Origin of the sequence: Brachybacterium sp. AOP24-D1-21 (genome assembly GCF_052378665.1) — a bacterium.
GTDB lineage: Bacteria > Actinomycetota > Actinomycetes > Actinomycetales > Dermabacteraceae > Brachybacterium.
The window spans coordinates 2,782,871-2,809,025 of record NZ_JBQSXX010000001.1 but is presented as its reverse complement, the minus strand read 5'-3'; the positions used below and the strand labels follow the sequence as shown (position 1 = coordinate 2,809,025).

Genomic DNA, 26,155 nt, shown 5'->3' with positions numbered 1-26,155 from the left:
GCGGGGCGCTGCTGCGGCTGCTGTCAGCGGGAGCTCACTCCCACTCGATGGTGCCCGGGGGCTTGGAGGTGATGTCGAGGGTGACGCGGTTGATCTCGCTGACCTCGTTGGTGATGCGGCTGGAGATCCGCGAGAGCACCTCGTAAGGGACCTTGGCCCAGTCGGCCGTCATCGCGTCGTCGCTGGTGACGGGGCGCAGCACGACCGGGTGGCCGTAGGTGCGGCCGTCGCCCTGGACGCCCACGGAGCGCACGTCCGCCAGCAGCACCACGGGGCACTGCCAGATGGTGCGGTCCAGGCCCGCGGCGGTCAGCTCGGCGCGGGCGATCGCGTCGGCCTTGCGCAGGATGTCGAGCCGCTCCTTGGTGACCTCGCCGATGATGCGGATCCCCAGCCCCGGTCCGGGGAAGGGCTGGCGCCAGACGATCTCGTCGGGCAGGCCCAGCTCAGAGCCGACGGCGCGCACCTCGTCCTTGAACAGGGCGCGCAGCGGCTCGACCAGTTCGAAGGAGAGGTCCTCGGGGAGGCCGCCCACGTTGTGGTGGCTCTTGATGTTCGCCGCGCCCTCTCCGCCGCCGGATTCGACGACGTCCGGGTAGAGCGTGCCCTGGACGAGGAACGCAGTGGCTTCGGCGTGGTCACCCTCGACGACGCCCTGCTCGCGCAGGATGTCCGCCTGGGCCTGCTCGAAGGTGCGGATGAATTCGCGGCCGATGATCTTGCGCTTGGTCTCGGGGTCGGTGACCCCGGCGAGGGCGGTGAGGAACTGCTCCTCGGCGTCGACCATGACGAGCTTCGCACCGCCGGTGGAGTCACCGAAGGCCTGCTCGATCTGCTCGGACTCGTCCTGGCGCATGAGGCCGTGGTTCACGTACACGCAGGTGAGGCGATCACCGATGGCGCGCTGCACCAGCGCTGCAGCCACGGCGGAGTCCACGCCGCCGGAGAGTCCGCAGATCGCGGAGCCCTCGCCCACCTGGGCGCGGATCCGTTCGAGCTGCTCCTCGATCACGTTCCCGGTGGTCCAGGCCGGCTCGATGCCAGCGCCGCGGTGCAGGAAGTTCTCGAGCACCTCCTGGCCGCGGTCGGAGTGGCCCACTTCGGGGTGCCACTGCACGCCGTAGAGCTGCTTCTCGGTGTTCTCGAAGGCGGCGACGGGGCTGCCGGAGGAGGTCGCGACGACCTCGAAGCCAGATGGGGCGGCAGTGACGGAGTCGCCGTGGCTCATCCACACGTTCTGCTCGAGGTCCTGGGAGCTGAGCAGCTGCGACGTGCCGTCGATGCTCTCCAGGCGGGTCGCGCCGTACTCCCGCACGCCCGTCGGCGCGACGGTCCCGTCGAGCGCCGCGGCCATGGACTGAAAGCCGTAGCAGAGCCCGAGCACGGGCACGCCAGCTTCGAGCAGAGCCGGGTCCAGGCGCGGGGCGCCCTCGGCGTAGACGGAGCTGGGCCCGCCGGAGAGGATGATCGCGCGGGGCTGCTTGGCGAGGATCTTCTCGGTGGGCATCGAATGCGGGACCACCTCGGAGTAGACCCGGGCCTCGCGCACGCGGCGGGCGATGAGCTGTGCGTACTGGGCGCCGAAGTCGACGACGAGGACGGGGCGCTGGTCGGTGTCGTTCACCCGGCCGAGTCTACGGGGCGTGTCCCATCGTGGCACCTTCTGGGCCGCGCAGTGGGGAGGATCCTCATCACGCCCAGCCTTCAGCTCACGCCCGCTTCACAGCTCACGCCCAGTCCTCGGATCACGCCCAGTCCTCAGTCCCCCGTCGGCCACTGCCGGACCCCGCGACCCCGGTGGGGCGTCGGACGCCCTGCGACACGCCGTGGTACGGCCGGACCCGCCGACGAATTCAGCAGATTTGACAGGGTGAATAGGCTCTGGACTCGTCCTCTCCCCTTTACGCCGAGTCGTATGCACTCCTCAGAGCCTAAGAACGGGGCCGCGCCCCGCCGAAGGCTCGAAGAGCACCGCAATCGGACCATAGCCGCTGGTCGGCCTTCTAAAGTGAGGGCATGACATCCCTCCCTCTCTTCGCTGCGGCCGCGCCGCCGCCGAGGCCGCGTGCCGGGGGCACGACGGTCTCCCGCTGGGGCGATGAGCTCTCACGGCATCATCGGCTGAGCCTCGCGGCCGGCGCAGCGCTCACCCTCACCGTCCTCGCCGTGGCACTGTCGATGACGGTCGAGGGAATCACGCACCTGAGCTCGCTGCTGCAGCTGCTGGCCGTGTCCGTGCTCCTCGTGATCAGCCAGGCCGGGGCCCTCGCCGCCACACTGCCGCGCTCCCTGGCGCTGCGGGCGCTCGGCACCGTGGCGGGCGTCGTCGTGCTCCTGCTGATGAACGCGATCGGTTTCGGCGGGCTGTGGATCGTGCCGGTCGCCACTGCGGTGGTGCTCCTGCTGCGCAGCTCGCCGGCGTCCTGGCGCCGCCTCCTCGCCGCCGGGACGACACCGTTCGCCGCCGCTGCGATCGCGATGTGGGCGAACGGCCTCGCCGCCTCCGCGCTGGTGCGCACCCCGATCCTGCTCACCTCGTTGCTGGCGCTGGCCGCCGGGACGCTGCTGCTGGTGAACTACCTCGCCGGGCGAGACACGTGGGGAGCGATCCTGCTCGCCTCTGCCGCCACGCTCGGCATGGGCGGGCTGCTGAGCTTCATGGGATCGACCCTCGAGGCCGCCGCCGCCGACGAGGACTCGCTGACCTCCATGATCTACAGCCTCGGGATGCTCGGCATGAAGAAGCTGGATCTCCTCCTGCCGATCCTCGTGGTGCCGGTGATCGCGATCATCGCGCTGATCCGTCTGCGGGGCGGCTCCAGCGGCGAGACCGGCTGGGCGCCCGAAGAGGCCTCCCCTGCCGTCTCTGCGGCGGCGCTCGGCCTCGCGGTCCTGACGCTGCTGCCCGCCCTCGTGGGCGTGCTCAGCGACGATGCCAGCGCCCTGCTGGGCCTCCTCATCGACACCGTCTACATGATCGGCTGGGTGCTGTGCCTAGTGCTGTGGTTCAGTCTGCATCGCGACGTGGTGGGCCGACGGCTGCCGCTGACGGCGCTGTCGCTGGATCACGCCCTTGTGATCAGCTTGATCGTCCTGTCACCGCTGCTCAGGGGCGTCCTGACCTGGCTGGGTCTCATGATCGAAGGAGCGCCGCTGTATGAGAGTCTCTGAGATGCCGCGGATGCCGCGCGCGCAGGCGCGGACCGCACTGCGCTGGCCGGTGCGGATCACCGCCGCGGTGTACGCGCTGGTGATCGTGCTGGGTTTCGTGTGGTTCTGGCAGGACCTCATCTTCTCCGACCGCCAGAACGCGGTCGGCACCCACACCAACCCGAGCGCGCTCGAGGTGGGTGAAGGCCTCACCGTCAACAAGATGAAGTACCACGAGGGCTGGTCCCTCGCCGAGGATCCCGACCAGGGAAAGCCCACCATCGTGGATCTCGAGGTCACCAACCAGCATGGCCCGGGGCTGCTGATGCCCGGGGACCGTGAGGTACTGGTGGACATCTTCTTCTACCGCGGAGACACCGTGGTGTACGAGGTGCTGTGCTCCTCCGACGGGGAGATCGCCCCCGGGCAGACAGTCACTCTGGACTGCGGACCCTACCTGTACGACTGGACCGAGGACTTCGACCGGATCGAATTCGTCCAGTCGAGCTGACTGGCCGCTTAACCGGCCGCGCGGCAGGTCAGGGCCGCTCGAGGTCGGACAGGGTGGGGCGGCGCGCGAGGTCGGACTCGACCTTCTGGTGGGTCCAGCGCTCACCGAAGAAGGACAGCACCGGGATGATGCCGAAGAACATCAGCAGCAGCATCCGCGGCATGCCCCAGCGCATCTTCATCCACAGGTCGAAGCCGAGGACCACGTAGATCATGTAGATCAGGCCATGGATCGGGGACCACACGGAGGAGACCTGGTCCCAGAACGGAGAGACCGAGGTGAAGAGGCCGTCGCCGCCGTAGACCCCGTAGCGCATCGACATGATCGCGACCAGCACCAGCAGGGCGATGCCCTCCACGATGGAGGCCACGCGGAAGCGGGCGAAGGAGGTCCTGGCGGCGACTTCGTCGAGGGGGCGGGGAGCGGGCACGGGTCACACGTCCTTGTCAGGGGTCGGGGTGGGGGTCGGGATGGGGGCCGGGGTGGGGGTCGGGGTGGTCGTCGAGCCGACGGCCGAAGCGGAGGAGAGCTCGGGGGTCGAGCGCTCGATCGAGGCGTTCTCGGCGAGGATCTGCTCCATGGCCTCACGGCGATCTGCGATCTCGTCGAGATGGGCGGCTCTCACCGAGCGCCACCACAGGTAGAGGAAGAAGACACCGAACATGACCCACTGGAGTGAGTAGCCCAGGTTCTGCCAGTCCAGGCCGCGGGAGAACTCGGACTCTGCGGCAGGGACGGGGCGCAGTCCTCCCGCAGGTTCATCGAGCGAGACGTAGCCGGCGAACATCGGCGAGCCCCATTCGTTGACCAGCAGCGGGGTCGCGATCTCACTGGCCACTCCGTCGACCACTCCACCGGAGGCGGCTTCGCTGGCTTCGAGCCGGCCAGAGATCTCGACCTCGCCCTGCGGGGCTGCGGGAGCGAGCGACGGATCGATCTGGCCATCCTCAGCGGTGAGCTCCGCGGCGGGGATCCAGCCGCGCAGCACCGGGAGCCGCCCCTGGCTGCCGTCCTCGAGCTCGATGAGCAGCGAGGTGACCACGAGCACCGCCTCGGTACCGCCGATGTTCCGGCCCGGGACGATCACCTGCTCCCCCGGCGCATAGGTGCCGACAGCGGTGACGGTGTCTCCCACGATCGAGTTGGTGACTGCTTCGCCCACCCCGACCACGCCGCGGATGTCACCGAGCTGCTCGGAGCCGGCGGCCTTATCGGTGATCGCCTGATGCGCGCGGTCCCATTGCCAGGTCGCCAGCAGACCGCACACCACGGTCGCCACCACCATCAGGGCGAGCAGCCCCAGGAAGCGGGGGCGGAGGGCGACACGGAGCATGAGGTCCATGGTACGAGCCGCCGCCCGGACGGACCCTGGGCAGCGACGCCTCTCACACCGCGTCGTGCAGGGCGCCCTCCCCCGCCCGTCTGCGGACTTCGCGCCCCACCCGTCTGCGGACTTCCAGGTCCGTGCCCTTACCCCGTGCCCGGGCCCGGAACAGGTACCACCAGTCCCGCACTCTGCGGAGGTGCCGCGCCTATGCTGGGGAGCGTGTCCCAGAGTGTCTATATCGCCAGCCCGGAGGGGATGACCGGCAAGTCGATGGTGGCTTTCGGTCTTCTAGAAGCCCTCGCCTCCCGTTCCGACCGCGTCGGGGTGTTCCGTCCCGTCGTCAAGGCCGACCGCACGCGCGACTACGCCGTCGACCTCCTCACCAGCCATCCCGCCGTCGAGCAGAGCTATGAGGATGCGATCGGGGTGGATCACCAACTGGTGATCTCCGATCCCGATCTCGCGCATGAGCGGATCCTCGCCCGCCACCGCGAGCTCGCCGAGCGCTTCTCGGTGCTGGTGGTCCTCGGCTCCGACTATGACGACCTCGCCAATCCCACCGAGCTCGCCTTCAACGCCGAGGTCGCCGCCAATATGGGCGCGCCCGTGGTGGTCGTGCTGTCCGGGCTGGACCGCAGCCCTGACCAGATCGCGGCGCTGGCGGCGGTGTCCGTCAGCGAGTTCGGCGGCCATCACGCGCTGCCGATCGCCGTGGTCGTCAACCGCGCGGAGGTCGATTCCCTGGATGCGATCCATCAGGCGGTCACGGCGAAGGTCCCAGACGCCCTGGTCGCAGCGATCCCGGAGAACCCGGTGATCATGGCCGTCACGGTGCAGGAGCTGAAGGATGCCATCAACGGCACCCTCCTGCAGGGCAATCCGGAGTGGCTGGACCGCGTCGCGATCGGCACCGTGATCGCAGCGATGAGCCTTCCGAACGTGCTCTCCCGCCTCACCGAGAACTGCACCGTGATCGCTCCCGGCGACCGCTACGACCTTCTCCCGGGCCTAGTGATGGCGCAGCAGTCCGGCACCTTCCCGGCCCTCTCCTCGATCGTGCTGACCGGTGGCTATGACGTCCCCGAGGAGGTGGGACGGCTGATCTCCGGCGTGCAGCAGGACCTCCCGATCATCGCCACCGACCTGTCCACCTTCGACACTGCGGTGGCGGTCGCGAAGTCGCGCGGCAGGCTCGACGTCCACAGCCCGCAGAAGATGGATGCGGCACGTCGCGCGGTCGCCGAACACCTGCCGATCCCCGAGCTGCTCAACTCCCTCGAGGTGACCAGGAGCGAGGTCGTCACCCCGATGATGTTCGAGTTCGAGCTGCTCGCCCGCGCCCGCGGGGAGAAGAAGACGATCGTGCTTCCCGAGGGTGATGAGCCCAGGATCATCGCCGCCGCCGAGGCGCTGCTCGCCCGGGGCGTCGCCGACCTGATCCTGCTGGGCGATGAGAACACGATCCGCGCGAAGTCCGCGCAGCTCGGCCATGACATCTCCGAGGCCCGGATCGTCTCCCCTCACGACCATGAGCACGTCGAGAGGTACGCCGCGGAGTACGCGCGACTGCGCGCCAAGAAGGGCGTCACCCTGGAGCAGGCTCGCGAGAAGGTCCAGGACGTCTCCTACTTCGGCACCATGATGGTGCAGATGGGTGAGGCCGACGGGATGGTCTCCGGCGCCGCCCATTCCACGGCCCACACCATCCGGCCCTCCTTCGAGATCATCAAGACCAAGCCCGGGGCGAAGATCGTCTCCTCGGTGTTCCTGATGGCGCTCGAGGACCGTGTGCTCGTCTACGGCGACTGCGCTGTGAACCCCGACCCCACTGCGGAGCAGCTGGCGGATATCGCCGTGCAGTCCGCCGCGACCGCCGAGCAGTTCGGGGTGGAGCCGCGGATCGCGATGCTCTCCTACTCCACCGGCACCTCGGGCACCGGCGCCGATGTCGACAAGGTGCGCGAGGCCACCACCCTGGTGCGCGACAGCAACCCGGAGCTCGATGTCGAGGGACCGATCCAGTACGACGCGGCCGTCGATGCCTCTGTCGCCAAGACCAAGCTCCCGGATTCCTCGGTGGCGGGGCGGGCGACGGTGTTCGTTTTCCCCGACCTCAACACCGGCAACAACACCTACAAGGCGGTGCAGCGCTCCGCCGGGGCGATCGCGATCGGCCCGGTCCTGCAGGGCCTGAACAAGCCGGTCAACGACCTCTCCCGCGGGGCACTGGTGGACGACATCATCAACACCGTCGTGATCACCGCGATCCAGGCGCAGGCCGACTCCGCCGCCCCCGTGCACTGACCTCCCACCCTCCAGCGATCAGGAGCTCCTCTGCCATGGCAGCACCCACGGACCCACGCGTCCTCGTCATCAATTCCGGCTCGTCGTCCCTGAAGTTCCAGCTGCTGTCCCCCGCCGACGGCACGGTCGATGCGACCGGCATCGTCGAGCGGGTCGGGCAGGAGCAGGGCAATGCGACGATCACCGCGGGCGAGCGGGAATCCACCTTCGAGGGACCCGTGCCGGACCACAAGCAGGCGATGAAGATCGTCCAGCACCTCTTCGAGGACGTGGGTCTGTCGCTCTCCGATGACCGGATCCGCGCCGTCGGCCACCGGGTGGTCCAGGGCGGTGCCCGCTACTCCGAGCCGGTCCTGATCGACGAGCACGTGCGCTGGGACATCCACGATCTCGGGAAGCTCGCACCCTTGCACAACTACGCGGCTGTCGACGGGATCGACGGGGCCCAGGCCCTGCTGCCGGAGGTGCCGCACGTGGCCGTCTTCGACACCGCGTTCTTCACCGCGCTGCCCGCCGCGGCGGCGAACTACGCGCTGAACCGTGAGCTGGCCACGCAGTACCGGGTGCGGCGCTATGGCGCGCACGGGACCAGCCACCAGTACGTCGCCGAGACCGTCGCCTCCGATCTGGCCGCGCAGGGGCATGACGTCTCTGAGCTGCGTCAGGTCGTGCTGCACCTGGGCAACGGCGCCTCGGCCTCCGCGGTGCGGGGCGGCGCGGCGGTGGAGACCTCTATGGGGCTCACCCCGCTCGAGGGCCTGGTGATGGGGACCCGCACCGGTGATATCGATCCGTCGATCTACATCCACCTGCATCGTCAGGCCGGGCTCAGCGCGGAGGAGATCGACGACATCCTCAACAAGCGCTCCGGGATGATGGGCATGTGCGGGATGAGCGACTTCCGTGACATCACGGCGGCGGTCGACGCGGGCGACGAGGCCGCGACCCTCGCGATGGACGTGTACGTGCATCGCCTGCGCAAGTACCTCGGCTCGTACTCCTTCGTGCTGGGCGGGCTCGATATCATCGCCTTCACCGCCGGGATCGGCGAGAACGTGCCGATGGTCCGCGAACGGCTGCTCACCGGGCTCGAGAGCTTCGGCATCGAGCTGGATCTCGAGGCGAACGCTGCCCGCAGCAAGGAGATGCGCGTGATCTCGACACCGAACTCGAAGGTCACAGTGATGATCGTGCCGACCGACGAGGAGCTGTCGATCGCACGTCAGTCGGCAGAGGTGGCGCGCGCCCTGCAGGGCTGAACCCCGGGTTCGCGCGGCGGTTCCACGCGACAACCGCGTCAGGAGCGCTGGCCCTCCTCGGGCCCCGGCTCCTGCGCGTCCTCGTCCGGGTCCGTCTCCGGCTCCTCCCGCTGCGGGTCTACCTGCTTCGCGCCGCCCAGGATCGACGTCCCGCTGGTGTACAGCGAGGTCGGGGTGTAGCCGGTGTAGACCGAGGTCGGGGTGTAGACGGAGGCGGAGTACGCCGGCGTGAACGGCTCCGCGGCGCGGCGTGGCTCAGCGACGTCGGACCCGACGGGCTCGGCGCTGAGGGGTTCGGCACTGAAAGGCTCGACACCGAAAGACTCGGCAGCGAAAGACTCGGCCTCTGCAGGCTCGATCCCTGCAGGCCCGACCCCGTCCGGCTCGATCCCCGCGCGCCCGGTTTCGGAGCGACCGGTCTCGACCTCCGCGTCCGTTCCCCGGTCCGGAGCGCTATCGGGCTCATGCGAGGCGTTCGGCTCCGTCCGTGACATCTCGGTCATCACCGGCACGTCGTCGGGCGCTGACGCAGAGCCATCCGTGGGAGCCGCCAGCGTGTCGTCATCGTCGTACTCGAGGCCCGCGTACCGGATCGTGGGCGGCGCCTGGCGGTCCTGCGACAGTCGCAGCGCCTCGTCGAGGTGCTAGCGGACATGCCAATCTCCCTGTAGGCGGACACGGATTTCCCTGCTGACGGACAGTTGATCTCCCTGTCTGTGGTCCTGGGATCGGGCCGTGTCGGTCCCGAAATGCGCGTCCCTCCGGGGTTTGCTCGAGGTCTTCTACCACCACGAGCAGGTACCCACCGGAGGGACGCATGAAGAAGTCTGACAGGGAGATCATGGAAATTCTGGAGGCGTTCGACGCCACGGGGTCCGCGCATTCGGCGGCGGGGCTGGCGGGGGTGGATGCGAAGACGGTGCGGCGTTACGTCGCTGCCCGGGATGCGGGGGCGCCGGTGATGGGGCCGGGCCGGCGGCCGCGGATGCTGGATGGGTTCTTGCCGAAGATCGAGGAGTGGGTCGAGCGCAGTAGCGGCAAGGTCCGCGCGGACGTGGTCCATGAACGGCTGGTCGCGCAGGGGTTCACGGGGACGGAGCGAACTACTCGGCGGGCGGTCGCACGAGCCAAGGCGGCGTGGCGGGCCGGGCACCGGCGCACTTACCGGCCGTGGATCACCGAGCCGGGGCTGTGGCTGCAGTTCGACTGGGGTGAGGGTCCGAAGGTGCCCGGCCCGGACGGGACGCCGCGGCGGACGTGGCTGTTCTGCGCGTGGCTGGCCTTCTCGAGGTTCCGGGTGGTGATCCCGGTCTGGGACCAGACCCTGCCCACGCTGATCACGTGCCTGGATGCGACGCTGCACCGCCTGGGCGGGGTCCCGACCTATGTCCTGACCGACAACCCGAGGACCGTCAGCATCGATCACGTGGCCGGGGTCCCGGTGCGGCATCCGCAGATCGTCGAGGTCGGCCGGCACTACGGCATGCAGGTCCATACCTGCGTCCCTTTCGATCCGGAGTCCAAGGGCGGGACCGAGGCGACGGTGAAGATCGCGAAGGCGGATCTGGTGCCCACCGACGCGAACCTCCGCGCCGACTACGCCTCGTTCGCCGAGCTCGAGACCGCCTGCGAGACGTTCACCCACAAGGTCAACGCCCGCAGGCATCGAGAGTCCGCACGGATCCCGGCCGAGGCCCTGGCCGAGGAACGTGCCCGCCTGCACGTGCTGCCGGCGGCTCCTCACACGATGGCGCTGGGCCAGACCCGGTCGGTGGGCACCGATCAGACGGTGCGGTTCGGATCGGTGCGCTACTCCACGCCGCCGGGCCTGGTCGGGGCCGAGGTCTGGGTCCGCGCCGCGGGGATGGAGCTGGTGATCATCGCCGACCTCGACGCCCTACCCACCCTCCCGGACTGGGCCGGGGACCGACGCGGGCTGGTCGAGGTCGCCCGCCATCGCCTCTCCACCCCGGGCACTCCCCGGATCGACCTGGCCCACTATCCCGACCATCCCCAGGACCCGACCGGCGCTCCCCGCGTTCCGCGGCCCCGGGCCCGCACCAGCGCCGAGCGGGACTTCCTCGCCCTGGGAGATGGGGCGAGGGCCTGGCTGATCGAGGCCTCTGCCGCCGGGACAGTGCGGATCCGGGCGAAGATGACCGCCGCGCTCGAGCTGGCCGCCCTGGTCGGCACCGATCAGGTTGATGCCGGACTCGGGATCGCCGCGACCGCCGGACGCTTCGCCGAGGGTGACCTGGCCACCATCGTCGACCACCACTTAAGCGGTGCCGCGGTCGCAGACCTGGTCATCGCTGATGAGACCCACTCCGCCCAGCCCGGCACCACCAGCTGGGCCGGATTCACCACCACCACGAGCATGGAGACCACCCGATGACCGTCACCACGACGATGACTGCCCCGCCGCTGCCCGAGGACCTGACCACGGTCCTGAAGCGCATGCGCATGCCCTACCTCCGTGCTGCCGCCCCGGACGTGCTGGCCACCGCGAAAGCGCAGCGATGGGACCCCACCGAGGTCCTCCGCGTCCTTCTGGCTGAAGAGGTCCGGGGGCGGGACGCGGCCACCAAGGCGATGCGCCGCAAGAGCGCCGGCCTGCCAGCCGGGAAGACCTTCCAGACCTGGCAGGAGACCGCCTCCTCCATCCCCGCCCCGACCCAGTCGGCGCTGGCGACCCTGGAATGGATCCACCGCGCTGAGAACCTCGCCATCAGCGGGCCCTCCGGCACCGGGAAGACCCACTTCGTCGAGGCGATCGCCCACCAGGTGATCGACGCCGACATGCGCGTTGCCTGGTTCACCCTGGAATCGCTGACCACCGCGATCGGACGGGCCAGCGTCGATGGGTCGATCAACAAGGTCATCGCCCGGATCACCCGCGCCGACCTGATCGTCGTTGACGACATCGGCATGCTCCCGGCAGGGCAGGCCGCCGCCGAAGCGTTCTACCGCCTCGTCGACGCTACCTACGAACGGCGGAGCCTGGCCGTGACCAGCAACCTCCACCCCGCCGGGTTCGACACCTTCATGCCCAAGACCCTCGCCACCGCGACCGTCGACCGGCTCCTCCACCACGCCCACGTCCTCACCACCGAGGGCACCTCGATGCGACTGGCCGAGGCCACCGCCGGACGCGGTGTCGTCCCCCTGACCTAACCCCGCAGGGAGATCAACTGACCGCCGACAGGGAGATGAACTGTCCGCGAACAGGGAGATCAAACGTCCGCCCACAGGGAGATCCCGATGTCCCTTGACACGAGGCTCTTGGGCTGCGGTGCCTGCGGGCGCGGACGCATCCGGGGGCGCGACGACGTCCTCGCGTCATCCCCGCCTCCCCACAGCGACGATCCCGACGAGTCGTCCTTGCCTCGCTGCTTCATGGCGAACTGCACCACGAAGATCACGCCGATCACGATGATGAACAGGAACTCCATGGCCATGCCCCTTCCCCGGGTACCCCTGCAGACCGCCATTGTGCCAGGCGCCGCCATCGCCGCAGCCACTCCCTCAGAGGCCCGCGCCTCACGTATCTTGATCGCGAGCGGCCACGGATCATGAGCGGCTACGTCGCGGCCCTCGTCGCCGTCGGCGTTGCCCCGCTGACCGCCGCGCCCGTATCCTTCGGCGCGACGACGGGCACGATCCAGGCATCGTCGTCATTCCGCTATTACGTGTACGTCCCGTCCTTTGATGCAGCCTCCTCCGCCGCCTGCACCGTCACCGGTGGGGACGGAGTGACCTGGACGGCGGAGCAGATCGACCTGCCGGCGAAGATCGTCGACACCGAGTACACCCAGATCGGCACCGTCTCCGTCACCGCAGATCAGCAGGTCACGCTGAGCTGCACAGGAGTCGCCGACGTCGCCGTGGCGGCTCTGGGGATGCGGGGAACGGTGCTCGCATTCAGCATCCTGCTCGTGAGCGCGCTGGCCCTGCTGGGCGGGGGCATCGTCGCTCGAAGACGGTCCCGCGGCCCGGAAAGGTCCTCGCGCCACGAGTGGTTCTGACCTCACCCGCGCCGCAGTCAGCTGAACGGTCGCTCGGCCCTTCGCTGCGCCGCCTCGAGGCAGGCGATCGCCCAGCTCTGGTGGTCATGGATCAGCTCGTCACGCCATGGGATGTCGAGCGCCTCGGCCAGCTCCCAACGATGTTCGGTCCCCATCTGCCGAAAGCTCATGGCCGGGATCTCGAGCTGATCGTCCCCGACACCCCGCTGCTCCTCCCGCGCGGAGGGCGAGGAGGTCTTCGCAGGGTCGTCACCGGGAGGGGTTGCGGAAGGCCGCCGGGTACCGCCGGTCAGCGATCTCAGCACGACCGGAACCCAGATGAGGATCAGCAGCACCAGGGCCAGTGGGAGCACCCCGGTGGAGGGGGCGAGCATCCAGGGCAGCAGGAACTCCAGCTGTGACCAGCTCAGGCTCCACGGCGACATCGGCCAGTAGATCACCAGGGCAATCACGACCGCGGCCAGGAGCGTCACCGGGATATCGCGGGCCCGGTGCCCGCGACGGCGCGGGCCTCCCCGCTGCTGGTCCTGCTCAGAGGGAAGCGTCATCCCTGCCCCTCCTCATCGAGATCCTCTTCTGCGTCTCCGTCCCACGTCGACGAGCGGTACAGCGTGGTGGGGGTGTACACGGAGCCGGGGCTGCTCGAAGACTCCTCGGCCGACGGTCGTTCCGCAGTGCCGGCAGCGGAGGCGACCGCAGTGTCAGAGGTGTCTGCAGCCACGAAAGCCGCGACAGTCGTGTCAGCAGGTTCAACGGCGGTATCCGGACTGGAGGCTCCGACCCTCGCGTCCTCGGCGCGGTGAACGCCGACCGGGCCGGTGCCCAGTGCACGCAGCACCTCGAGGAACGCGCGCGCTCCTCCGCTGGTCTCGTAGTCGGTGCGCCACGGGATCCTGGCCGCGCGAGCCATCGCGCGCAGGTCCGAGACGCTGCGCTCGATCATCACGGCATCGGGATCCTCCGGATCCTGGATGCTGCCGTCATCGGAGAAGGTGAGGGAGGTGCTCCGCTCGGTGATGCTGACGCGGGCTGCCCCCGCGTCGCTGCGGGGCCCCGCATCGCGATGGTGCTCACCGGACGCTCCTGCGGTCCCGCCGCGCCGGCGCTCCCGTGCCGCGCCCCAGGGCAGCAGCATGAGGATCATGCCGAGCACGACGGTGGTGGAGAGGAAGAACCAGTTCCACAGCAGGTCGGAGAGGATGCGCGGACCTCTGCCGTCCAGCAGCATCAGCAATCGGTGTCTGATCGCCTCCCCCGGCGTTCCGGTGTACGGGTAGAACGGTCCGAACAGGAGCAGCAGGCAGATGCCCGTGGCGAGCGCACCACAGAGGAGGACGGCCCACGGAGGGAGACCGCGGCGCGCCCCGGCATCGCGACGTCTGCCCGTGCTCTCGCTCATCGCAGCATCGCTGCCGCCGCCTGACTCACGCGGTGGTCACGACCTCGACCCGCTGGAACTCTTTGAGCTCGAGGTAGCCCGTGGTGGCCATGGCGTGGCGCAGGGCGCCCACGAGGTTCGTGCTGCCGTCGGCGGCGGTCGAGGGACCGAAGAGGATCTGTTCGAGCGGGGCTGCGGTGCCCACCGGGACCCGGTGCCCGCGGGTGAGCGTCGGGTGATGCGCCTCGCTGCCCCAGTGGTGGCCGCGTCCCGGAGCCTCCTCGGCGCGCGCGAGCGCGGCACCGACCATCAGCCCGTCGGCGCCGCAGGCGATCGCCTTGACCAGGTCGCCGGAACGTCCCAGGCCGCCGTCGGCGATCACGTGCACATACCGGCCACCGGACTCATCCATGTAGTCCCGGCGGGCTGCGGCGACGTCGGCCACCGCGCTCGCGAGCGGCACCGTGATGCCGAGGGTCTCCTGGGTGGTCTGGGACGCGCCGCCGCCGAACCCGACCAGCACTCCGGCCGCGCCCGTGCGCATGAGATGCAGGGCTGCCGTGTACGTGGCGCAACCGCCCACGATCACCGGGACGTCGAGCTCGTAGATGAAGCGCTTGAGGTTCAGCGGCTCACGATCGGAGGAGACGTGCTCCGCAGAGACGGTGGTGCCGCGGATGAAGAAGATGTCCACGCCCGCATCGACGACGGTCTTCCAGTGCTCCTGGGTGCGCTGCGGCGACAGCGCGCCGGCGGCGGTCACTCCCGCGTCGCGCAGCTGCTGGATGCGGTCCCGGATCAGCTCGGGCTTGACGGGCTCGGAGTAGACCGAGCGCATCTCCGCGACGACGTCCTCGTCCGCGGCGGTGGCGATGCGGTCGAACTGCGCGGTGGGGTCCTCGTAGCGGGTCCACAGACCCTCGAGGTCGAGCACGCCCAGACCGCCGAGCCTGCCCAGCTCGATCGCGGTCTCGGGGGACATCAAGGAGTCCATGGGGGCGGCGAAGATGGGGATGTCGAAGTGGTAGGCATCCACCTGCCAGGACGTGGAGACGTCCTCCGGGTCACGGGTTCGACGGGACGGGACCACCGCCACGTCGTCGAAGCTGTAGCTGCGGCGTCCCCGCTTGTTGCGGCCGATCTCGATCTCGCTCATCACATCGGGGAGTCTACCGTCGGGACGCACCACCGCTGTCCTCAGGGCGCGCGGGCGGGTCGCGGGCTACCGTGGCCGGATGAGCTCCGAGCACCGTCCCGGCCTCGATCCCGAGCACGGGGATGCCGGATCCCCTCCCTCTTTCCCACGGCTGGATGCCGAGGGAATGCTCGCCCGGTCCGATGCGGCGGATGCCGACGACTCCGCCCGGCGCGACAAGGGACCGTCGCTGCTGCTGCCGGGCCTGGTCACGCTGCTCGGTCTCGCTCTTCTCTCCCAGCAGCTGGTGGAGCTGATCCGGATGGCTCCTGCCGAGGGGCAGGTGAGGCCGATGAACGGCCCGGTGCTGGCCGCCGCTCTCGCCCTGGTCGGCTTCTCTCTGACCCGTCTGCTGCAGCTGCTGGGCTTCATCACCGTCCGACGCCGCCGCGAAGCGGCGGGTGGGACGCTGCGCGAAGTGCCCTGGCAGCTGGAGGATGCGCACTCGCTGCACGCGGTGTGGGTGATCGGGGTGGGAGCATCGATCGCGCTGATGGGACTGCTCGGACTGTGGTCCCTGCTGGACGGCCGCCCCTCAGGTCTCGAACCCGGGTGGCCGCTGCTGCTCGCCGGCGGCGCGGTCGCTCTCGTCGGCCGCGTGGCCTGGCTGCGCACCACCGCCGGCTGGGCGGAATCCGCCGAGGAGTCATGACCATGACGCTTCGGCGCTGAAGATGTCGAGGCCGTCGAGTCCCGCTGTCAGAGGGGCCAGACGGTGTTGACGTCCGGGGTCTTGCCCTTCTTGGTCAGCCATTCGTTCATGCCCTCCGCCCAGCGGCGGTGCCAGCCCATCTGCTCCCGGTGCAGCTCCTCGAGCGAGGAGGCGCCGAGCTTCGGGTACTTGCCCGTGAGGGCCCGCAGCACGTCCAGGGTGGCGGAGACGTCGACGTCGGCCGTGTGGAGGCGGCCGTCCTGCTCGAGCCCGTAGAGCGCGAGCACGTCGGTGAGCGTGCGCTTGCCCTTGCGGTAGCGGTCCACGCCGCGATCCAGGACGAGCGCATCGAGCACCGGGGCGATGTCATGCCCGAGTCGCTGGCTGAGCGTGGGCAGGCCCAGACGGGTCAGCTCGTTCTCGAGGATCGCGAGGTCGAAGCTGATGTTGAAGGCGACCAGCGGCACGTCCCGGCGCAGCGCGTCGGCGATCATCTCGGCGACCTCGTCGAGCGCCTCCGCGGCCTTCATGCCATGGGCGCGAGCGTGCTCGGTGCTGATCCCGTGCACCCGCTGCGCGGGCTCGGGAATGTCCATCTCAGGATCGATCAGCCAGGTCGCGACGGTCTCGTTCTCCCGGCCCGGACCCACGGAGTGCACCAGGGCGACGGTGACGATCCTGTCGGTCGCCACATTCGTGCCGGTGGTCTCGGTGTCGAAACCCAGCAGGGGTCGGTCCGTCCAGGTCAGGGTGCTCGCGCTCATGCACACAGCCTAGGCATCGGCGCAGACATCCGTTAACCACGGCTGTGGATGACTTCACCTTGGGGAGGGACGGTGAGTGCCGCACGAGGACGGCGGAGACCGCAAGGCGATGGTCGGGACGGCACGGCGATGGCGGGGCCCGCTCGGCGACGGCCCGCAGCACGATGGACCGCAGCGCGCCCAGGCGTCTACCCTCGTCCCCACAGCGATCCCGGACCCGATCCGGTCGCGTGACCGAGGGGACCCTCATGCCCGCACCGGCTCTGTACCTCCACCTGCCCGGCACCGCGCAGGGCGCACTGGACTTCTACCACGCGGTCTTCGGCGGCGAGATCGAGGTGCACACCTTCGCGCAGTTCGAACGCACGGACGGTCCGGCTGCGTCGATCGCCCACGGTGTGCTGCGCGGGCCGGTGGACCTGTATGTCTCCGATACCGGAGAGCAGGACCGGCCGTTCCACGCCGAAGGGCTGATGGTCGCGCTGCTCGGCCATGCCGAGCCGACCACCCTGCGCACCTGGTTCGCCGCCCTCGCCGAGGGCGGGGAGGTCGTCGATCCGCTCCAGCGCCGTCCTTGGGGAGCCTCCGACGGGCAGGTCCGGGACCGCTTCGGGGTGCTGTGGCTGATCGGCTATGAGCACGCGAGCGATCCGTCGGCCCAGGCGGCGACCACCCAGGAGTGAGTCGGCGCCGAACGCCGGCGCAGGCCAGCACAGACCAGCACACCAGCTCACCAGCTCACCAGCTCACCAGCTCACCAGCTCACCAGCTCACCAGCTCACCAGCTCAGAGCAGCACGATCCCCGCTCCCATGGCCGCGAGCAGAACGGCGAGGGTGAGGACCGGTGCGAGGACCGCGAGGACGATCGCAGAGATCGCCCGCGCCCGTCCGCTCCCGGCGCGGAGGCCGAGCACGGCCAGCACGACCCCGGCGAGCCCCGCGACGGTCCAGATCAGCAGAGAGGCGAAGCCCACGAGGACCGCGACCTGATACCAGAGGGGCGTGTCGGTGAAGTAGTAGCCGGACGCCGCTTCCATGGGCGCCACCGAGGCCCCGACCGCACCCATCGCAACGATGCCTCCGATCAGGGCGAGGAGCGAGAGCCCGAGCGCCCAGGATGACGCCCGGGCCGATTTCTCGGGAGCGTCGGAGGACGGTACAGCGGGGAATGCGGGGATGTTGTACGAGGTCATGCCCACAATCCTAGGAACCGTCCCCCGCGCTCTGCCACGGTGACCTCCTCCGGCCGCGCAGGGGGATACCCCCCTGCCCCGGCTCAGCGTGAGCTGTAGTTCGGCGCCTCGATGATCGCGGCCATGTCGTGCGGGTGGGATTCCTTGAGCCCGGCGGCGGTGATGCGCACGAACTGGCCGCGCTCCTTGAGCTCGGGCACGGTGTTCGCGCCGACGTAGAACATCGACTGGTGCAGGCCGCCGGTGAGCTGGTGCACGACGGAGCCGAGCTGGCCCTTGTAGGAGACCCGACCCTCGATGCCCTCGGGCACGATCTTGTCGTCGCTGGGGACGTCGGCCTGGAAGTAGCGATCCTTGGAGAAGGACTTCTTGCCGCGCGAGGACATCGCGCCCAGCGAACCCATGCCGCGGTAGGCCTTGTACTGCTTGCCGCCCACCAGCACCACTTCGCCCGGGGACTCCTCGGTGCCGGCCAGCAGCGAGCCGACCATCACGGTGTCCGCGCCGGCGACCAGGGCCTTGGCGATGTCTCCGGAGTACTGCAGGCCGCCGTCGCCGATCAGCGGGACGCCGGCGGGGCCGCAGGCCTTGGAGGCCTCATAGATCGCCGTGACCTGCGGGACGCCGACACCGGCGACGACGCGGGTGGTGCAGATGGAGCCCGGGCCCACGCCGACCTTGACCGCGTCGGCACCGGCGTCGACCAGAGCCTGTGCCCCGGCGCGGGTGGCGACGTTGCCGCCGATCACCTGGACGTCGGCGAAGTACGGGTCGTTCTTGATGGTGCGGATCATCTCCAGCGCCAGGCGGGCGTGTCCGTTGGCGGTGTCGACGACGAGGACGTCCACCCCGGCCTCGCGCAGCGCACCGGCGCGCTCGAGGGAGTCACCGAAGAAGCCCACGCCCGCGCCGACCAGGAGCCGGCCCTGGCCGTCCTTGGAAGCGTCGGGGAACTGCTCGGACTTCACGAAGTCCTTCACGGTGATCAGGCCCGTGAGACGGCCGTCGGCATCGACCAGAGGCAGCCGCTCGCGCTTGTTCTTGCGCAGCATGGCGGTGGCCTGCTCCGGGGTGACGTCCTCGGGCGCGGTGAAGAGCTCGGTGGTCATGACGTCGCCGACCTTGGTGGCGGCCCACTCGGCGACGGGGATGAAGCGCAGGTCGCGGTTGGTGCAGATGCCCAGCAGGCGCAGGTCCGCATCCACCACGGGCAGGCCGGAGACCCGGAACTGCCCGCACACCGCGTCGAAGTCCTCGAGGGTGGCGTCGGGGCCGATGGTGACCGGGTTGGTGATGCGGCCGGTCTGGGTGCGCTTGACCAGATCCACCTGATGGGCCTGGTCCTCGATGGAGAGGTTGCGGTGGAGGATGCCGATGCCGCCGTGGCGGGCCATCGCGATCGCCATCCGGGACTCGGTGACGGTGTCCATCGCCGCACTCGCCAAGGGGATCTTCAGGGAGATCTCCCGCGTGAGGCGACTGGAGGTGTCCGCCTCCGAGGGGATCACATCCGTCTCCCCCGGGAGAAGCAGAACGTCGTCGTAGGTGAGTCCGATGAAACCGAAGGGATCCGCGCTCGTCATGCCCCGATGGTAGCGGCGCGGGCGCCCGTCGCGCTGTCTCGCCCACCACAGGCAGGACCAACATCTCGCTCCTTGACCTGCGCCGATGTTGGCGGTGGGCGGGATCACGCAGGCAGGAGCAGGAGCGAGCGATCGATCACCTCCCGAGGTCCCGGCTCTGTGATCTCGGGCGAGCTGGTCTCGTGATGTTCGACGGATGTTCACCCCGGAGCCCTTGACGGCCTACAGTGGCGGCGGCCCTGTCGGGGAGTCCGAGCGCCAGCACGTGCGCGGCCCCTCCCCCATCCTCCTCATCCCCGGGAACTCGACGATGCCTGGCACGCCCGCTCAGAAGACCACTGATGCCCCTCCCTCCACGGGCTTCCTCGGCCCCGACCGCAACTGGCACCTCGGCGCCGGTCTGATGACGGCGGCGACCGTTGTCGCCTTCACCATCTGGGCATTCGCCCACACCGGCACCGGGACCAACGCCTTCCTGCTGATCCTGGCGGTCGCCTTCGGACTGTTCATGGCGTTCAACATCGGCGGCAACGACGTCGCCAACTCCTTCGGCACCAGCGTCGGGGCGGGCACGCTCACGATGAAGCAGGCGCTCGTGGTCGCCGCCGTCTTCGAGGTCTCCGGCGCGGTCCTCGCGGGCGGCTCGGTCACCGAGACCGTGCGCAGCGGCATCGTCGACATCAGCGCCATGCACATGGACCCGCTGTCCTTCGCCTTCATCATGATGGCCGCCCTGCTGGGCGCGGCCGTGTGGCTGCTGCTCGCCACCAGGATGGGCTGGCCGGTCTCGACCACCCACGCGATCATCGGCGGCATCGTGGGCGCCGCCGTCACCACCGGCATCGTCACCGGCACCGGCGGCTTCGAGATGGTGCAGTGGAGCGAGATCGGGAAGATCGCCATCTCCTGGATCCTCTCGCCGCTGCTCGGCGGCGTGTCTGCGTACCTGTTGTTCGGAGCGATCAAGCGCCACATCCTGGCGCCCGCCGCGCGAGCCATCGCCCTGGGATCACGCGGGTTCGACGACGCCGAGGACGACGACGACGAGGACGACGACGACGAGGACGACGAGGACTCGGAGGACGGTCCCAGCCGCCACGTGCCCGGCTACGAGCGAGTCTCCGAACTCCAGCAGAGCGCCTTCGCCGAGTCCGCAGCGTTGGATCTCACCCCCGGCGGGCCGGGCGCGGAGCTCGCTGAGCACGCCTCGCATCTGTCCAAGAAGGAGCGCAAGGCGGCCCGCAAGGTCGAGCGACGCGCTGCCTACCACGCACTGGAGAAGCGGGTCCCCCCACTCGCAGCGGCTGCCGCTGTGCTGCTCGCGGCGATGCTCGTGTTCAAGGGTCTGAAGAACGTGGGCCTGGACATCTCGGCCGGCAGCGGGGTGCTGCTGCTCGTGATGCTCGCCCTGGGCGTCTGGATGGCCACGACCGTCTTCGCCCGCGCTCTGAAGAAGCAGTCGATCTCGCGGGCGACCTTCATCATGTTCAGCTGGATGCAGGTCTTCACCGCGTGCGCCTTCGCCTTCAGCCACGGCGCCAACGACATCGCCAACGCCATCGGCCCCTTCGTGGCCGTCCTCGACGTGCTGCGCACCGGGGTGATCTCGCAGGAGGCCGCGGTCCCCACAGCGGCGCTGATCGCCTTCGGCATCGCCCTGGTCTCCGGGCTCTGGTTCGTGGGACGCAAGGTGATCCACACCGTAGGCACCGGGCTCACCGCGATGCACCCCTCCTCAGGATTCGCCGCCGAGCTCGCCGCAGCCACCGTGGTGCTCTTGGCCTCGGTGCTGGGCTTGCCTGTCTCCTCCACGCACATCCTGATCGGCGCCGTGCTCGGCGTCGGGATGGTGAACCACGCGGCCAACTGGAAGCTGATGCGGCCGATCTTCCTGGCCTGGATCATCACCCTTCCGGCCGCCGCCGGCATCGGCGCCGTGGTGGTCCTGCTCCTGCGCGCGATCTTCTGAGCGAGGCTCAGGGCCTCGGGTCCGCGTCGCGGGCCTGCTCCTTGCCGCCGAGCACCCGGCGCACCCGATCGAACTCGGCCTGGAATGCGGCATCGTCGTGCTCGTATTCCTCGCGCCAGGGCATGCCGAGGCGGTCCGCGAGCTCGCGGTGAGAGCGGGCCCGACGTACCCGACGGTTCTCCCGCACCAGCTCGGCCCTGGGCGGGGCGGGCCGCAGGCCGGCCGCCGCCTGCAGGACGCGCAGACCGTCGAACGAGGCGGCGTCCCAGCCCACTTCGGGGATCACCCACTGCTGCACGGGCTGACCTACTCCGCCCGGTGTGCGGATCCCGATCAGGGCCATTCCGCCGCGTTCCGCCTCCCCCACCGCATGATCGACCTGTGAGACCGGTGCCCGCTGGATGATGCGCAGGCCCTTGCGCAGGGCGACGCTCCCCTGGTCCTCGTCCAGCAGCACCACACGCTGCGTCAGCAGCAGCGGCACCAGTGCCCACAGCGCGAACAGCACCCACAGCATCGCGGCGCCGAGCAGCAGCTGCACCCAGGCAGGGGCGAGGAGCTGTTCGAGCAGGCCATCCTGCCCGTCGCGCAGCCGGGAGTAGCGCCATTGCTGGATCCCGGCCCCCGCGAAGGGACTCAGCAGCAGCGAGACCAGCGGCAGGCCGATGAGGGCACCCGGCGTATAGCGTGCCCGCACAGTCGGACCGACGATCACTGCACCTGCCCGGGTGCGCCGCGGTGAAGGATCCGGATCGGCGGGCTCGGGGAAGCGGGGGACGGTCACTGCCCCAGGGTACGAGACCCCGCCGGAAGCACCTGGGAGCTGTGGAAGTCCCGCTGCGCGCCGGTGAACGGATCGAGGAAGCGGAGGCGGCGCGCCAGCAGCTGCAAGGGCAGCTGCTCAGGCCAGACCTGTGAGGACGGCTGAGGCCTCTGGGCTGGCCAGTAGAGGTCCTCCCCAAGGATCGGTGCACCGCGCGAGGCGAGCTGGATGCGCAGCTGATGGGTGCGTCCGGTGCGCGGCCGCAGGAGCACCCTCAGCACTCCGTCGGCCTCCCCTGTCTCTGCGCCGAGCACCTCGACGTCGCTCTCAGCATTGATCTCACCAGGCAGAACCTGCGCGGTCAGCTCGCCGCGTCGCTTGACCAGATGATCCTGCAGCCGGCAGCTCTCCCCGGGCAGGATCGGCAGGGACGACGAGATCGAGGGAAGGATCCGCGCTTCGTACTCCTTGTCCACCTCCGTGCGGGCGAACAGCTGCTGATATCCGGCGCGTTCCTCAGGGCGGATCCCGAAGGCGAGCACCCCGGCCGTGCGCCGGTCCAGCCGGTGAAGCGGAACCAGCGTCTCGATACCGGTCTGGCGGCGCAGCCTCACCAGCGCACTGGCCAGGATGTGCGCGCCGCGGGGCATGGTGGCCATGTCGTGGGGTTTGTCGAGGACCAGCAGGTGCGCATCCTGGTGCAGGATCTTCACCTCGATCGGGGGGACCTGCTCGGGGCGCAGCTCGCGATGGAACCACAGCTCGTCCCCGGGGCTGAGGGCGTCCTGCGGACCCCATGCCCTGCCCTCGGAGTCGACGATCTCTCCGGCGGCGAACCGAGCGGGAAGCGGGGTAGCCTCCGGATCGCCGAGCGCCGGGAATCGTCTGCTGAGCGCCTCGAGAGCGGGACCAGCTGAGGTCCCGTCCTGTGGCACCCGCCAGCGCACGGCGTCCAGGCCCTCGCGCTGCGGGAGCGGAGGCGGGCGTCGACGGGCGCGCCTCCGTGCCGCGCGCCCGGGCCGGACAGCAGCCTCAGCCGGCGCTCCAGTACTGAGGTCGTGGCCGGAGCCGGATCCGGCGTCGGCTCCGGAGCCGGTTCCAGAACTGGCTCCCGGGCCTGGCCCTTCGGAGACTGCGTTCACAGCCCCCACACGATGAAGGTCAGCACGTTGTGGCCGATGTAGAACAGCAGCAGCGCCAGGAGCAGCGGGTTGGGATGGCGATCCACGAAGGTCATCGCCTGCGGCGCCTGGCGTATCAGCTCAGCGGGGGTGATGGCGTCGATGTGCACGATGTCCACTCCAGCCTCCCGCGCACGGTGGAGCGTCATCGCCTGGGCCCGCTGACCGAACAAGCGGCTTGTGACCGCAAGGATCCGGCGCCCCTGCGGATCCAGGATGTAGACACCGTCGTAGGCGGTCTCGGGCGCATCGAGCGCTTCCGCTGCGCTCGCACCGCGATCGATGTCACGCGCCGCGATGACCTGCCCGACCTCGTCCCAGCTGGTCTTCCGCGTACGCCGGAACAGGCTCCGCAGCTCGAAGCCGTCCTCATCGATCTGCAGCCAGGAGGTGATCACCCGCAGCACCGCCACGGTCACCGTCACGGCGATCAGCACCCAGATCAGCAGCGGCAGGGTGAACACGAGATCGTGCATCAGCTCAGGGTGGTTCCAGAGCCTCTGGCCGACGAAGCTGATGATGACCAGGAACTCGAGCACCACCAGGAACACGAAGCCCACCACGAGGGAACCGATCACCACAGAGGCGGGGGGCCCGTAGGTGCGGGTGGGGAGGTCTCCATCCTGCGCCGGGATCGCGACATCCGGTGTACTGATCACCACTTCTCCTCCGACCGTCGCCCTGGTTGTGATTCAGCCCATCTTACGTCCAGGAGACATGGTTCAGACGCGGCTCGCCACACCTCGGACGCGCCGCAGTCCCCGTACCTCACCAGCAACGATGACCCATCCCAACATTCACATGCGGGGGCGGTCGCCGCGATGGAGGTCTTCCGATCTCGGCCGATGTCACGCGGCCCGGCATGCAGAACGGGCCCGGCATGCAGAACGGGCGGGTGGCCCGGGTCTCCCCGGATCACCCGCCCGTTCGGTGCGAGCTGATCAGCTGATCAGTCGATGCTCTGTCGAGCGGTCACTCGTCCTCGTCGTCGCGCTTGTCGATGATGAGGGTTTCGGTGGTCAGCACCATGGCCGCGATCGAGGCGGCGTTCCGCAGGGCGGAGCGCGTGACCTTGACGGGGTCGATGATGCCGGCTGCCACCAGGTCGACGTACTCGCCGGTCGCGGCGTTCAGGCCGGTGCCGAGAGCGGCCTCCCGGACCTTCTCGACCACGACGTAGCCCTCGAGGCCGGCGTTCTCGGCGATCCAGCGCAGCGGCTCGACGACGGCGCGGGCGACGGCGCGCACGCCGACAGCCTCATCGCCCTCGAGGCCGAGGCCGTCCTCAAGGATGGAGGACGCCTGGACGATGGCGCTTCCGCCACCGGAGACGATGCCCTCCTCGATCGCAGCGCGGGTCGCGGAGACCGCGTCCTCGATGCGCATCTTCTTCTCCTTGAGCTCCACCTCGGTGTGAGCCCCGACCTTGATCACGGCGACACCGCCAGCCAGCTTCGCGAGACGCTCCTGGAGCTTCTCACGATCCCAGTCGGAGTCGGTGTTCTCGATCTCGGCGCGGATCTGCGCGACCCGATCGGCGACGGCCTGGTCATCGCCAGCGCCGCCCACGATGGTGGTCGAATCCTTGGTGACGACGATGCGGCCGGCCTGGCCGAGCACCTCGGTGCCGACGGTCTTGAGATCCAGACCGAGGTCAGAGGTGACCACCTGGGCGCCGGTGAGCACCGCGATGTCCTGCAGCATCGCCTTGCGGCGATCGCCGAACGCGGGAGCCTTGACCGCTGCACCCTTGAAGGTGCCACGGATCTTGTTGACGACCAGCGTGGACAGGGCCTCGCCGTCGACGTCCTCCGCGATGATGAACAGCGGCTTGCCACCCTCGACGACCTTCTCCAGCAGCGGCAGGATGTCCGCCACGGCCGAGATCTTGCCCTGGTGCAGCAGCACCTGGGCGTCCTCGAGGACGGTCTCCTGGCGGTCTGCGTCGGTGACGAAGTGCGGGGAGATGTAGCCCTTGTCGAACTGCATGCCCTCGGTGAAGTCGAGCTCCATCGCCGTGGTGGAGGACTCCTCCACGGTGATGACGCCGTCCTTGCCGACCTTGTCGAACGCCTCGGCGAGCAGGTCGCCGATCTCGGTGTCCTGGCTCGAGACGGAGGCGACGGAGGCGATCTGGGCCTTCCCGTCGACCGGCGTGGCGATCTCGCCGAGCTTCTCGGAGAGCGCCTCGACGGCCTTCTCGATGCCGCGCTTCAGCGCTGCCGGGGCAGCGCCGGAGGTGACGTTGCGCAGACCTTCGTGCACGATGGCCTGGGCGAGGACGGTGGCGGTGGTGGTGCCGTCGCCGGCCACGTCGTTGGTCTTGGTCGCGACCTCCTTGGTGAGCTGAGCGCCGAGGTTCTCGTAGGGATCCTCGAGCTCGATCTCACGGGCGATGGTCACGCCGTCGTTCGTGATGGTGGGTGCGCCCCACTTCTTGTCGAGGACGACGTTGCGGCCGCGGGGGCCGAGCGTCACCTTGACGGTGTTGGCGAGCTTGTCGACGCCACGCTCGAGGGCGCGCCGGGCGTCCTCGTTGTAGATAATCTCCTTGGCCATAAAGCTCAGTCCGCTCAGTTCTCGATGATTGCGAGGATGTCGCGGGCGCCGAGGACGAGGAACTCCTCGCCGCCGTACTTCAGCTCGGTGCCGCCGTACTTGGAGAAGACGACCTTGTCGCCGACCTTGACGTCCATCGGGACGCGCTGACCGTTATCGTCGAAGCGGCCGGCGCCGATGGCGACGACCTCGCCCTCCTGGGGCTTCTCCTTCGCGGTGTCCGGGATGACCAGGCCGGAGGCGGTGGTCTGCTCCGCCTCGAGCGGCTTGACGACGACGCGATCCTCGAGGGGCTTGATGGAGACCGACATGCGGCTCACTCCTTCATGAAGAGATGACTC

General features: G+C 69.4%; 26 protein-coding genes. 10 read left to right on the top strand and 16 right to left on the bottom strand.

The genetic code is table 11. The features are described 5' to 3' along the window. Positions 1-34: 34 nt before the first annotated feature. Positions 35-1,624, bottom strand: a complete 1,590-nt coding sequence (guaA, locus tag ACT3UF_RS12600) for a glutamine-hydrolyzing GMP synthase (RefSeq protein WP_441443346.1) — start codon at positions 1,622-1,624, stop codon at positions 35-37. Positions 1,625-2,016: 392 nt separating this feature from the next. Here guaA and ACT3UF_RS12595 point away from each other — a divergent pair, with 392 nt between their 5' ends. Both ACT3UF_RS12595 and ACT3UF_RS12590 read left to right on the top strand, forming a co-directional pair. Beyond that, positions 2,017-3,171 carry a hypothetical protein gene (locus tag ACT3UF_RS12595; RefSeq protein ID WP_441443347.1) on the top strand — a complete coding sequence of 385 codons (1,155 nt, stop codon included), beginning with the start codon at positions 2,017-2,019 and terminating at the stop codon, positions 3,169-3,171. Beyond that, a complete protein-coding gene (locus ACT3UF_RS12590) occupies positions 3,158-3,661 on the top strand; it encodes a hypothetical protein (protein WP_441443348.1) in 504 nt (167 codons plus the stop codon). The genes ACT3UF_RS12595 and ACT3UF_RS12590 overlap by 14 nt, the downstream gene beginning before the upstream one ends. 28 nt (positions 3,662-3,689) lie before the next feature. Here ACT3UF_RS12590 and ACT3UF_RS12585 read toward each other — a convergent pair whose 3' ends face one another. Both ACT3UF_RS12585 and ACT3UF_RS12580 read right to left on the bottom strand, forming a co-directional pair. Then, the gene (locus ACT3UF_RS12585) at positions 3,690-4,091 is read right to left on the bottom strand and encodes a DUF3817 domain-containing protein (RefSeq protein ID WP_441443349.1); all 402 of its coding nucleotides are present in this window, start codon (positions 4,089-4,091) and stop codon (positions 3,690-3,692) included. Between the two features lie 3 nt (positions 4,092-4,094). Further along, a complete protein-coding gene (locus ACT3UF_RS12580) occupies positions 4,095-4,994 on the bottom strand; it encodes an SURF1 family protein (protein ID WP_441443350.1) in 900 nt (299 codons plus the stop codon). A 201-nt stretch (positions 4,995-5,195) separates the two neighbouring features. On the opposite strand from ACT3UF_RS12580, the gene pta reads away from it, so the two are divergent. After that, positions 5,196-7,292: a phosphate acetyltransferase gene (pta, locus tag ACT3UF_RS12575; protein ID WP_441443351.1), complete on the top strand. Its 2,097-nt coding sequence runs from the start codon at positions 5,196-5,198 to the stop codon at positions 7,290-7,292. Positions 7,293-7,327: 35 nt separating this feature from the next. Beyond that, positions 7,328-8,551 (top strand): acetate/propionate family kinase, encoded by a 1,224-nt coding sequence (locus ACT3UF_RS12570; RefSeq protein WP_441443352.1) that lies wholly within the window; start codon positions 7,328-7,330, stop codon positions 8,549-8,551. Between the two features lie 38 nt (positions 8,552-8,589). Here the strand turns inward: ACT3UF_RS12570 and ACT3UF_RS12565 are convergent, their stop codons facing one another. Next, complete coding sequence (locus tag ACT3UF_RS12565) at positions 8,590-9,054, bottom strand: hypothetical protein (RefSeq protein WP_444608367.1); 465 nt, start codon at positions 9,052-9,054, stop codon at positions 8,590-8,592. Positions 9,055-9,368: 314 nt separating this feature from the next. Here ACT3UF_RS12565 and istA point away from each other — a divergent pair, with 314 nt between their 5' ends. After that, positions 9,369-10,946 (top strand): IS21 family transposase, encoded by a 1,578-nt coding sequence (gene istA / locus ACT3UF_RS12560; RefSeq protein WP_444607959.1) that lies wholly within the window; start codon positions 9,369-9,371, stop codon positions 10,944-10,946. After that, the gene (gene istB, locus ACT3UF_RS12555; protein ID WP_193119620.1) at positions 10,943-11,725 is read left to right on the top strand and encodes an IS21-like element helper ATPase IstB; all 783 of its coding nucleotides are present in this window, start codon (positions 10,943-10,945) and stop codon (positions 11,723-11,725) included. The genes istA and istB overlap by 4 nt, the downstream gene beginning before the upstream one ends. Positions 11,726-11,784: 59 nt before the next feature. On the opposite strand, the gene ACT3UF_RS12550 is transcribed toward istB, so the two are convergent. Then, on the bottom strand, positions 11,785-12,009 hold the full coding sequence (locus ACT3UF_RS12550) for a hypothetical protein (protein ID WP_444608366.1): 225 nt from the start codon (positions 12,007-12,009) through the stop codon (positions 11,785-11,787). A gap of 114 nt (positions 12,010-12,123) precedes the next feature. Between ACT3UF_RS12550 and ACT3UF_RS12545 the strand changes: the two genes are divergently transcribed. After that, positions 12,124-12,576: a hypothetical protein gene (locus ACT3UF_RS12545; protein WP_441443354.1), complete on the top strand. Its 453-nt coding sequence runs from the start codon at positions 12,124-12,126 to the stop codon at positions 12,574-12,576. 17 nt (positions 12,577-12,593) lie between these two features. Here ACT3UF_RS12545 and ACT3UF_RS12540 read toward each other — a convergent pair whose 3' ends face one another. From ACT3UF_RS12540 to ACT3UF_RS12530, 3 genes are read right to left on the bottom strand one after another with little or no spacing between them, the layout of a single operon-like run. After that, positions 12,594-13,124: a hypothetical protein gene (locus ACT3UF_RS12540; RefSeq protein WP_441443355.1), complete on the bottom strand. Its 531-nt coding sequence runs from the start codon at positions 13,122-13,124 to the stop codon at positions 12,594-12,596. Next, on the bottom strand, positions 13,121-13,975 hold the full coding sequence (locus ACT3UF_RS12535) for a hypothetical protein (RefSeq protein WP_441443356.1): 855 nt from the start codon (positions 13,973-13,975) through the stop codon (positions 13,121-13,123). Before ACT3UF_RS12535 ends, ACT3UF_RS12540 begins: the two co-directional genes overlap by 4 nt. Positions 13,976-14,000: 25 nt before the next feature. Beyond that, a complete protein-coding gene (locus ACT3UF_RS12530; RefSeq protein WP_441443357.1) occupies positions 14,001-15,110 on the bottom strand; it encodes a GuaB3 family IMP dehydrogenase-related protein in 1,110 nt (369 codons plus the stop codon). A 79-nt stretch (positions 15,111-15,189) separates the two neighbouring features. Here ACT3UF_RS12530 and ACT3UF_RS12525 point away from each other — a divergent pair, with 79 nt between their 5' ends. Beyond that, positions 15,190-15,801, top strand: a complete 612-nt coding sequence (locus ACT3UF_RS12525) for a hypothetical protein (RefSeq protein WP_441443358.1) — start codon at positions 15,190-15,192, stop codon at positions 15,799-15,801. Positions 15,802-15,848: 47 nt separating this feature from the next. Here ACT3UF_RS12525 and ACT3UF_RS12520 read toward each other — a convergent pair whose 3' ends face one another. Beyond that, positions 15,849-16,565: an exonuclease domain-containing protein gene (locus tag ACT3UF_RS12520; protein ID WP_441443359.1), complete on the bottom strand. Its 717-nt coding sequence runs from the start codon at positions 16,563-16,565 to the stop codon at positions 15,849-15,851. A 248-nt stretch (positions 16,566-16,813) separates the two neighbouring features. Here ACT3UF_RS12520 and ACT3UF_RS12515 point away from each other — a divergent pair, with 248 nt between their 5' ends. Continuing rightward, complete coding sequence (locus ACT3UF_RS12515) at positions 16,814-17,248, top strand: VOC family protein (RefSeq protein WP_441443360.1); 435 nt, start codon at positions 16,814-16,816, stop codon at positions 17,246-17,248. Between the two features lie 103 nt (positions 17,249-17,351). Here ACT3UF_RS12515 and ACT3UF_RS12510 read toward each other — a convergent pair whose 3' ends face one another. Together ACT3UF_RS12510 and guaB are read right to left on the bottom strand one after the other, a co-directional pair. Further along, positions 17,352-17,759 carry a hypothetical protein gene (locus ACT3UF_RS12510; protein ID WP_444591929.1) on the bottom strand — a complete coding sequence of 136 codons (408 nt, stop codon included), beginning with the start codon at positions 17,757-17,759 and terminating at the stop codon, positions 17,352-17,354. Positions 17,760-17,842: 83 nt separating this feature from the next. Next, positions 17,843-19,342 (bottom strand): IMP dehydrogenase, encoded by a 1,500-nt coding sequence (guaB, locus tag ACT3UF_RS12505; protein WP_441443362.1) that lies wholly within the window; start codon positions 19,340-19,342, stop codon positions 17,843-17,845. A gap of 310 nt (positions 19,343-19,652) precedes the next feature. On the opposite strand from guaB, the gene ACT3UF_RS12500 reads away from it, so the two are divergent. After that, positions 19,653-21,311 (top strand): inorganic phosphate transporter, encoded by a 1,659-nt coding sequence (locus tag ACT3UF_RS12500; protein WP_441443496.1) that lies wholly within the window; start codon positions 19,653-19,655, stop codon positions 21,309-21,311. A 7-nt stretch (positions 21,312-21,318) separates the two neighbouring features. Here ACT3UF_RS12500 and ACT3UF_RS12495 read toward each other — a convergent pair whose 3' ends face one another. The 5 genes from ACT3UF_RS12495 to groES all read right to left on the bottom strand — a co-directional run bounded on the left by ACT3UF_RS12495 (position 21,319) and on the right by groES (position 26,125). Further along, on the bottom strand, positions 21,319-22,095 hold the full coding sequence (locus tag ACT3UF_RS12495) for a hypothetical protein (protein ID WP_441443363.1): 777 nt from the start codon (positions 22,093-22,095) through the stop codon (positions 21,319-21,321). Then, positions 22,092-23,216 (bottom strand): pseudouridine synthase, encoded by a 1,125-nt coding sequence (locus ACT3UF_RS12490; RefSeq protein ID WP_444502776.1) that lies wholly within the window; start codon positions 23,214-23,216, stop codon positions 22,092-22,094. Before ACT3UF_RS12490 ends, ACT3UF_RS12495 begins: the two co-directional genes overlap by 4 nt. Continuing rightward, entirely contained in the window at positions 23,213-23,914 is a 702-nt protein-coding gene (locus ACT3UF_RS12485) for a hypothetical protein (protein ID WP_441443365.1), read from the bottom strand. Before ACT3UF_RS12485 ends, ACT3UF_RS12490 begins: the two co-directional genes overlap by 4 nt. 313 nt (positions 23,915-24,227) lie before the next feature. After that, positions 24,228-25,814 (bottom strand): chaperonin GroEL, encoded by a 1,587-nt coding sequence (groL, locus tag ACT3UF_RS12480; RefSeq protein WP_441443366.1) that lies wholly within the window; start codon positions 25,812-25,814, stop codon positions 24,228-24,230. 14 nt (positions 25,815-25,828) lie between these two features. Next, positions 25,829-26,125, bottom strand: coding sequence for a co-chaperone GroES (gene groES, locus ACT3UF_RS12475; RefSeq protein WP_441443367.1), 297 nt, complete (start codon positions 26,123-26,125; stop codon positions 25,829-25,831). Positions 26,126-26,155 lie beyond the last annotated feature (30 nt).

What these genes read in the sequence shown, in the direction of transcription:
- ACT3UF_RS12595 (WP_441443347.1), top strand. Translation starts at nt 2,017, where the DNA reads ATGACATCCCTCCCTCTCTTCGCTGCGGCCGCGCCGCCGCCGAGGCCG.
- ACT3UF_RS12590 (WP_441443348.1), top strand. Translation starts at nt 3,158, where the DNA reads ATGAGAGTCTCTGAGATGCCGCGGATGCCGCGCGCGCAGGCGCGGACC.
- ACT3UF_RS12580 (WP_441443350.1), bottom strand. Translation starts at nt 4,994, where the DNA reads ATGCTCCGTGTCGCCCTCCGCCCCCGCTTCCTGGGGCTGCTCGCCCTG.
- pta (WP_441443351.1), top strand. Translation starts at nt 5,196, where the DNA reads ATGCTGGGGAGCGTGTCCCAGAGTGTCTATATCGCCAGCCCGGAGGGG.
- ACT3UF_RS12570 (WP_441443352.1), top strand. Translation starts at nt 7,328, where the DNA reads ATGGCAGCACCCACGGACCCACGCGTCCTCGTCATCAATTCCGGCTCG.
- ACT3UF_RS12565 (WP_444608367.1), bottom strand. Translation starts at nt 9,054, where the DNA reads ATGACCGAGATGTCACGGACGGAGCCGAACGCCTCGCATGAGCCCGAT.
- istA (WP_444607959.1), top strand. Translation starts at nt 9,369, where the DNA reads ATGAAGAAGTCTGACAGGGAGATCATGGAAATTCTGGAGGCGTTCGAC.
- istB (WP_193119620.1), top strand. Translation starts at nt 10,943, where the DNA reads ATGACCGTCACCACGACGATGACTGCCCCGCCGCTGCCCGAGGACCTG.
- ACT3UF_RS12550 (WP_444608366.1), bottom strand. Translation starts at nt 12,009, where the DNA reads ATGGCCATGGAGTTCCTGTTCATCATCGTGATCGGCGTGATCTTCGTG.
- ACT3UF_RS12545 (WP_441443354.1), top strand. Translation starts at nt 12,124, where the DNA reads ATGAGCGGCTACGTCGCGGCCCTCGTCGCCGTCGGCGTTGCCCCGCTG.
- ACT3UF_RS12540 (WP_441443355.1), bottom strand. Translation starts at nt 13,124, where the DNA reads ATGACGCTTCCCTCTGAGCAGGACCAGCAGCGGGGAGGCCCGCGCCGT.
- ACT3UF_RS12535 (WP_441443356.1), bottom strand. Translation starts at nt 13,975, where the DNA reads ATGAGCGAGAGCACGGGCAGACGTCGCGATGCCGGGGCGCGCCGCGGT.
- ACT3UF_RS12530 (WP_441443357.1), bottom strand. Translation starts at nt 15,110, where the DNA reads ATGAGCGAGATCGAGATCGGCCGCAACAAGCGGGGACGCCGCAGCTAC.
- ACT3UF_RS12525 (WP_441443358.1), top strand. Translation starts at nt 15,190, where the DNA reads ATGAGCTCCGAGCACCGTCCCGGCCTCGATCCCGAGCACGGGGATGCC.
- ACT3UF_RS12520 (WP_441443359.1), bottom strand. Translation starts at nt 16,565, where the DNA reads ATGAGCGCGAGCACCCTGACCTGGACGGACCGACCCCTGCTGGGTTTC.
- ACT3UF_RS12515 (WP_441443360.1), top strand. Translation starts at nt 16,814, where the DNA reads ATGCCCGCACCGGCTCTGTACCTCCACCTGCCCGGCACCGCGCAGGGC.
- ACT3UF_RS12510 (WP_444591929.1), bottom strand. Translation starts at nt 17,759, where the DNA reads ATGACCTCGTACAACATCCCCGCATTCCCCGCTGTACCGTCCTCCGAC.
- guaB (WP_441443362.1), bottom strand. Translation starts at nt 19,342, where the DNA reads ATGACGAGCGCGGATCCCTTCGGTTTCATCGGACTCACCTACGACGAC.
- ACT3UF_RS12500 (WP_441443496.1), top strand. Translation starts at nt 19,653, where the DNA reads ATGCCTGGCACGCCCGCTCAGAAGACCACTGATGCCCCTCCCTCCACG.
- groL (WP_441443366.1), bottom strand. Translation starts at nt 25,814, where the DNA reads ATGGCCAAGGAGATTATCTACAACGAGGACGCCCGGCGCGCCCTCGAG.
- groES (WP_441443367.1), bottom strand. Translation starts at nt 26,125, where the DNA reads ATGTCGGTCTCCATCAAGCCCCTCGAGGATCGCGTCGTCGTCAAGCCG.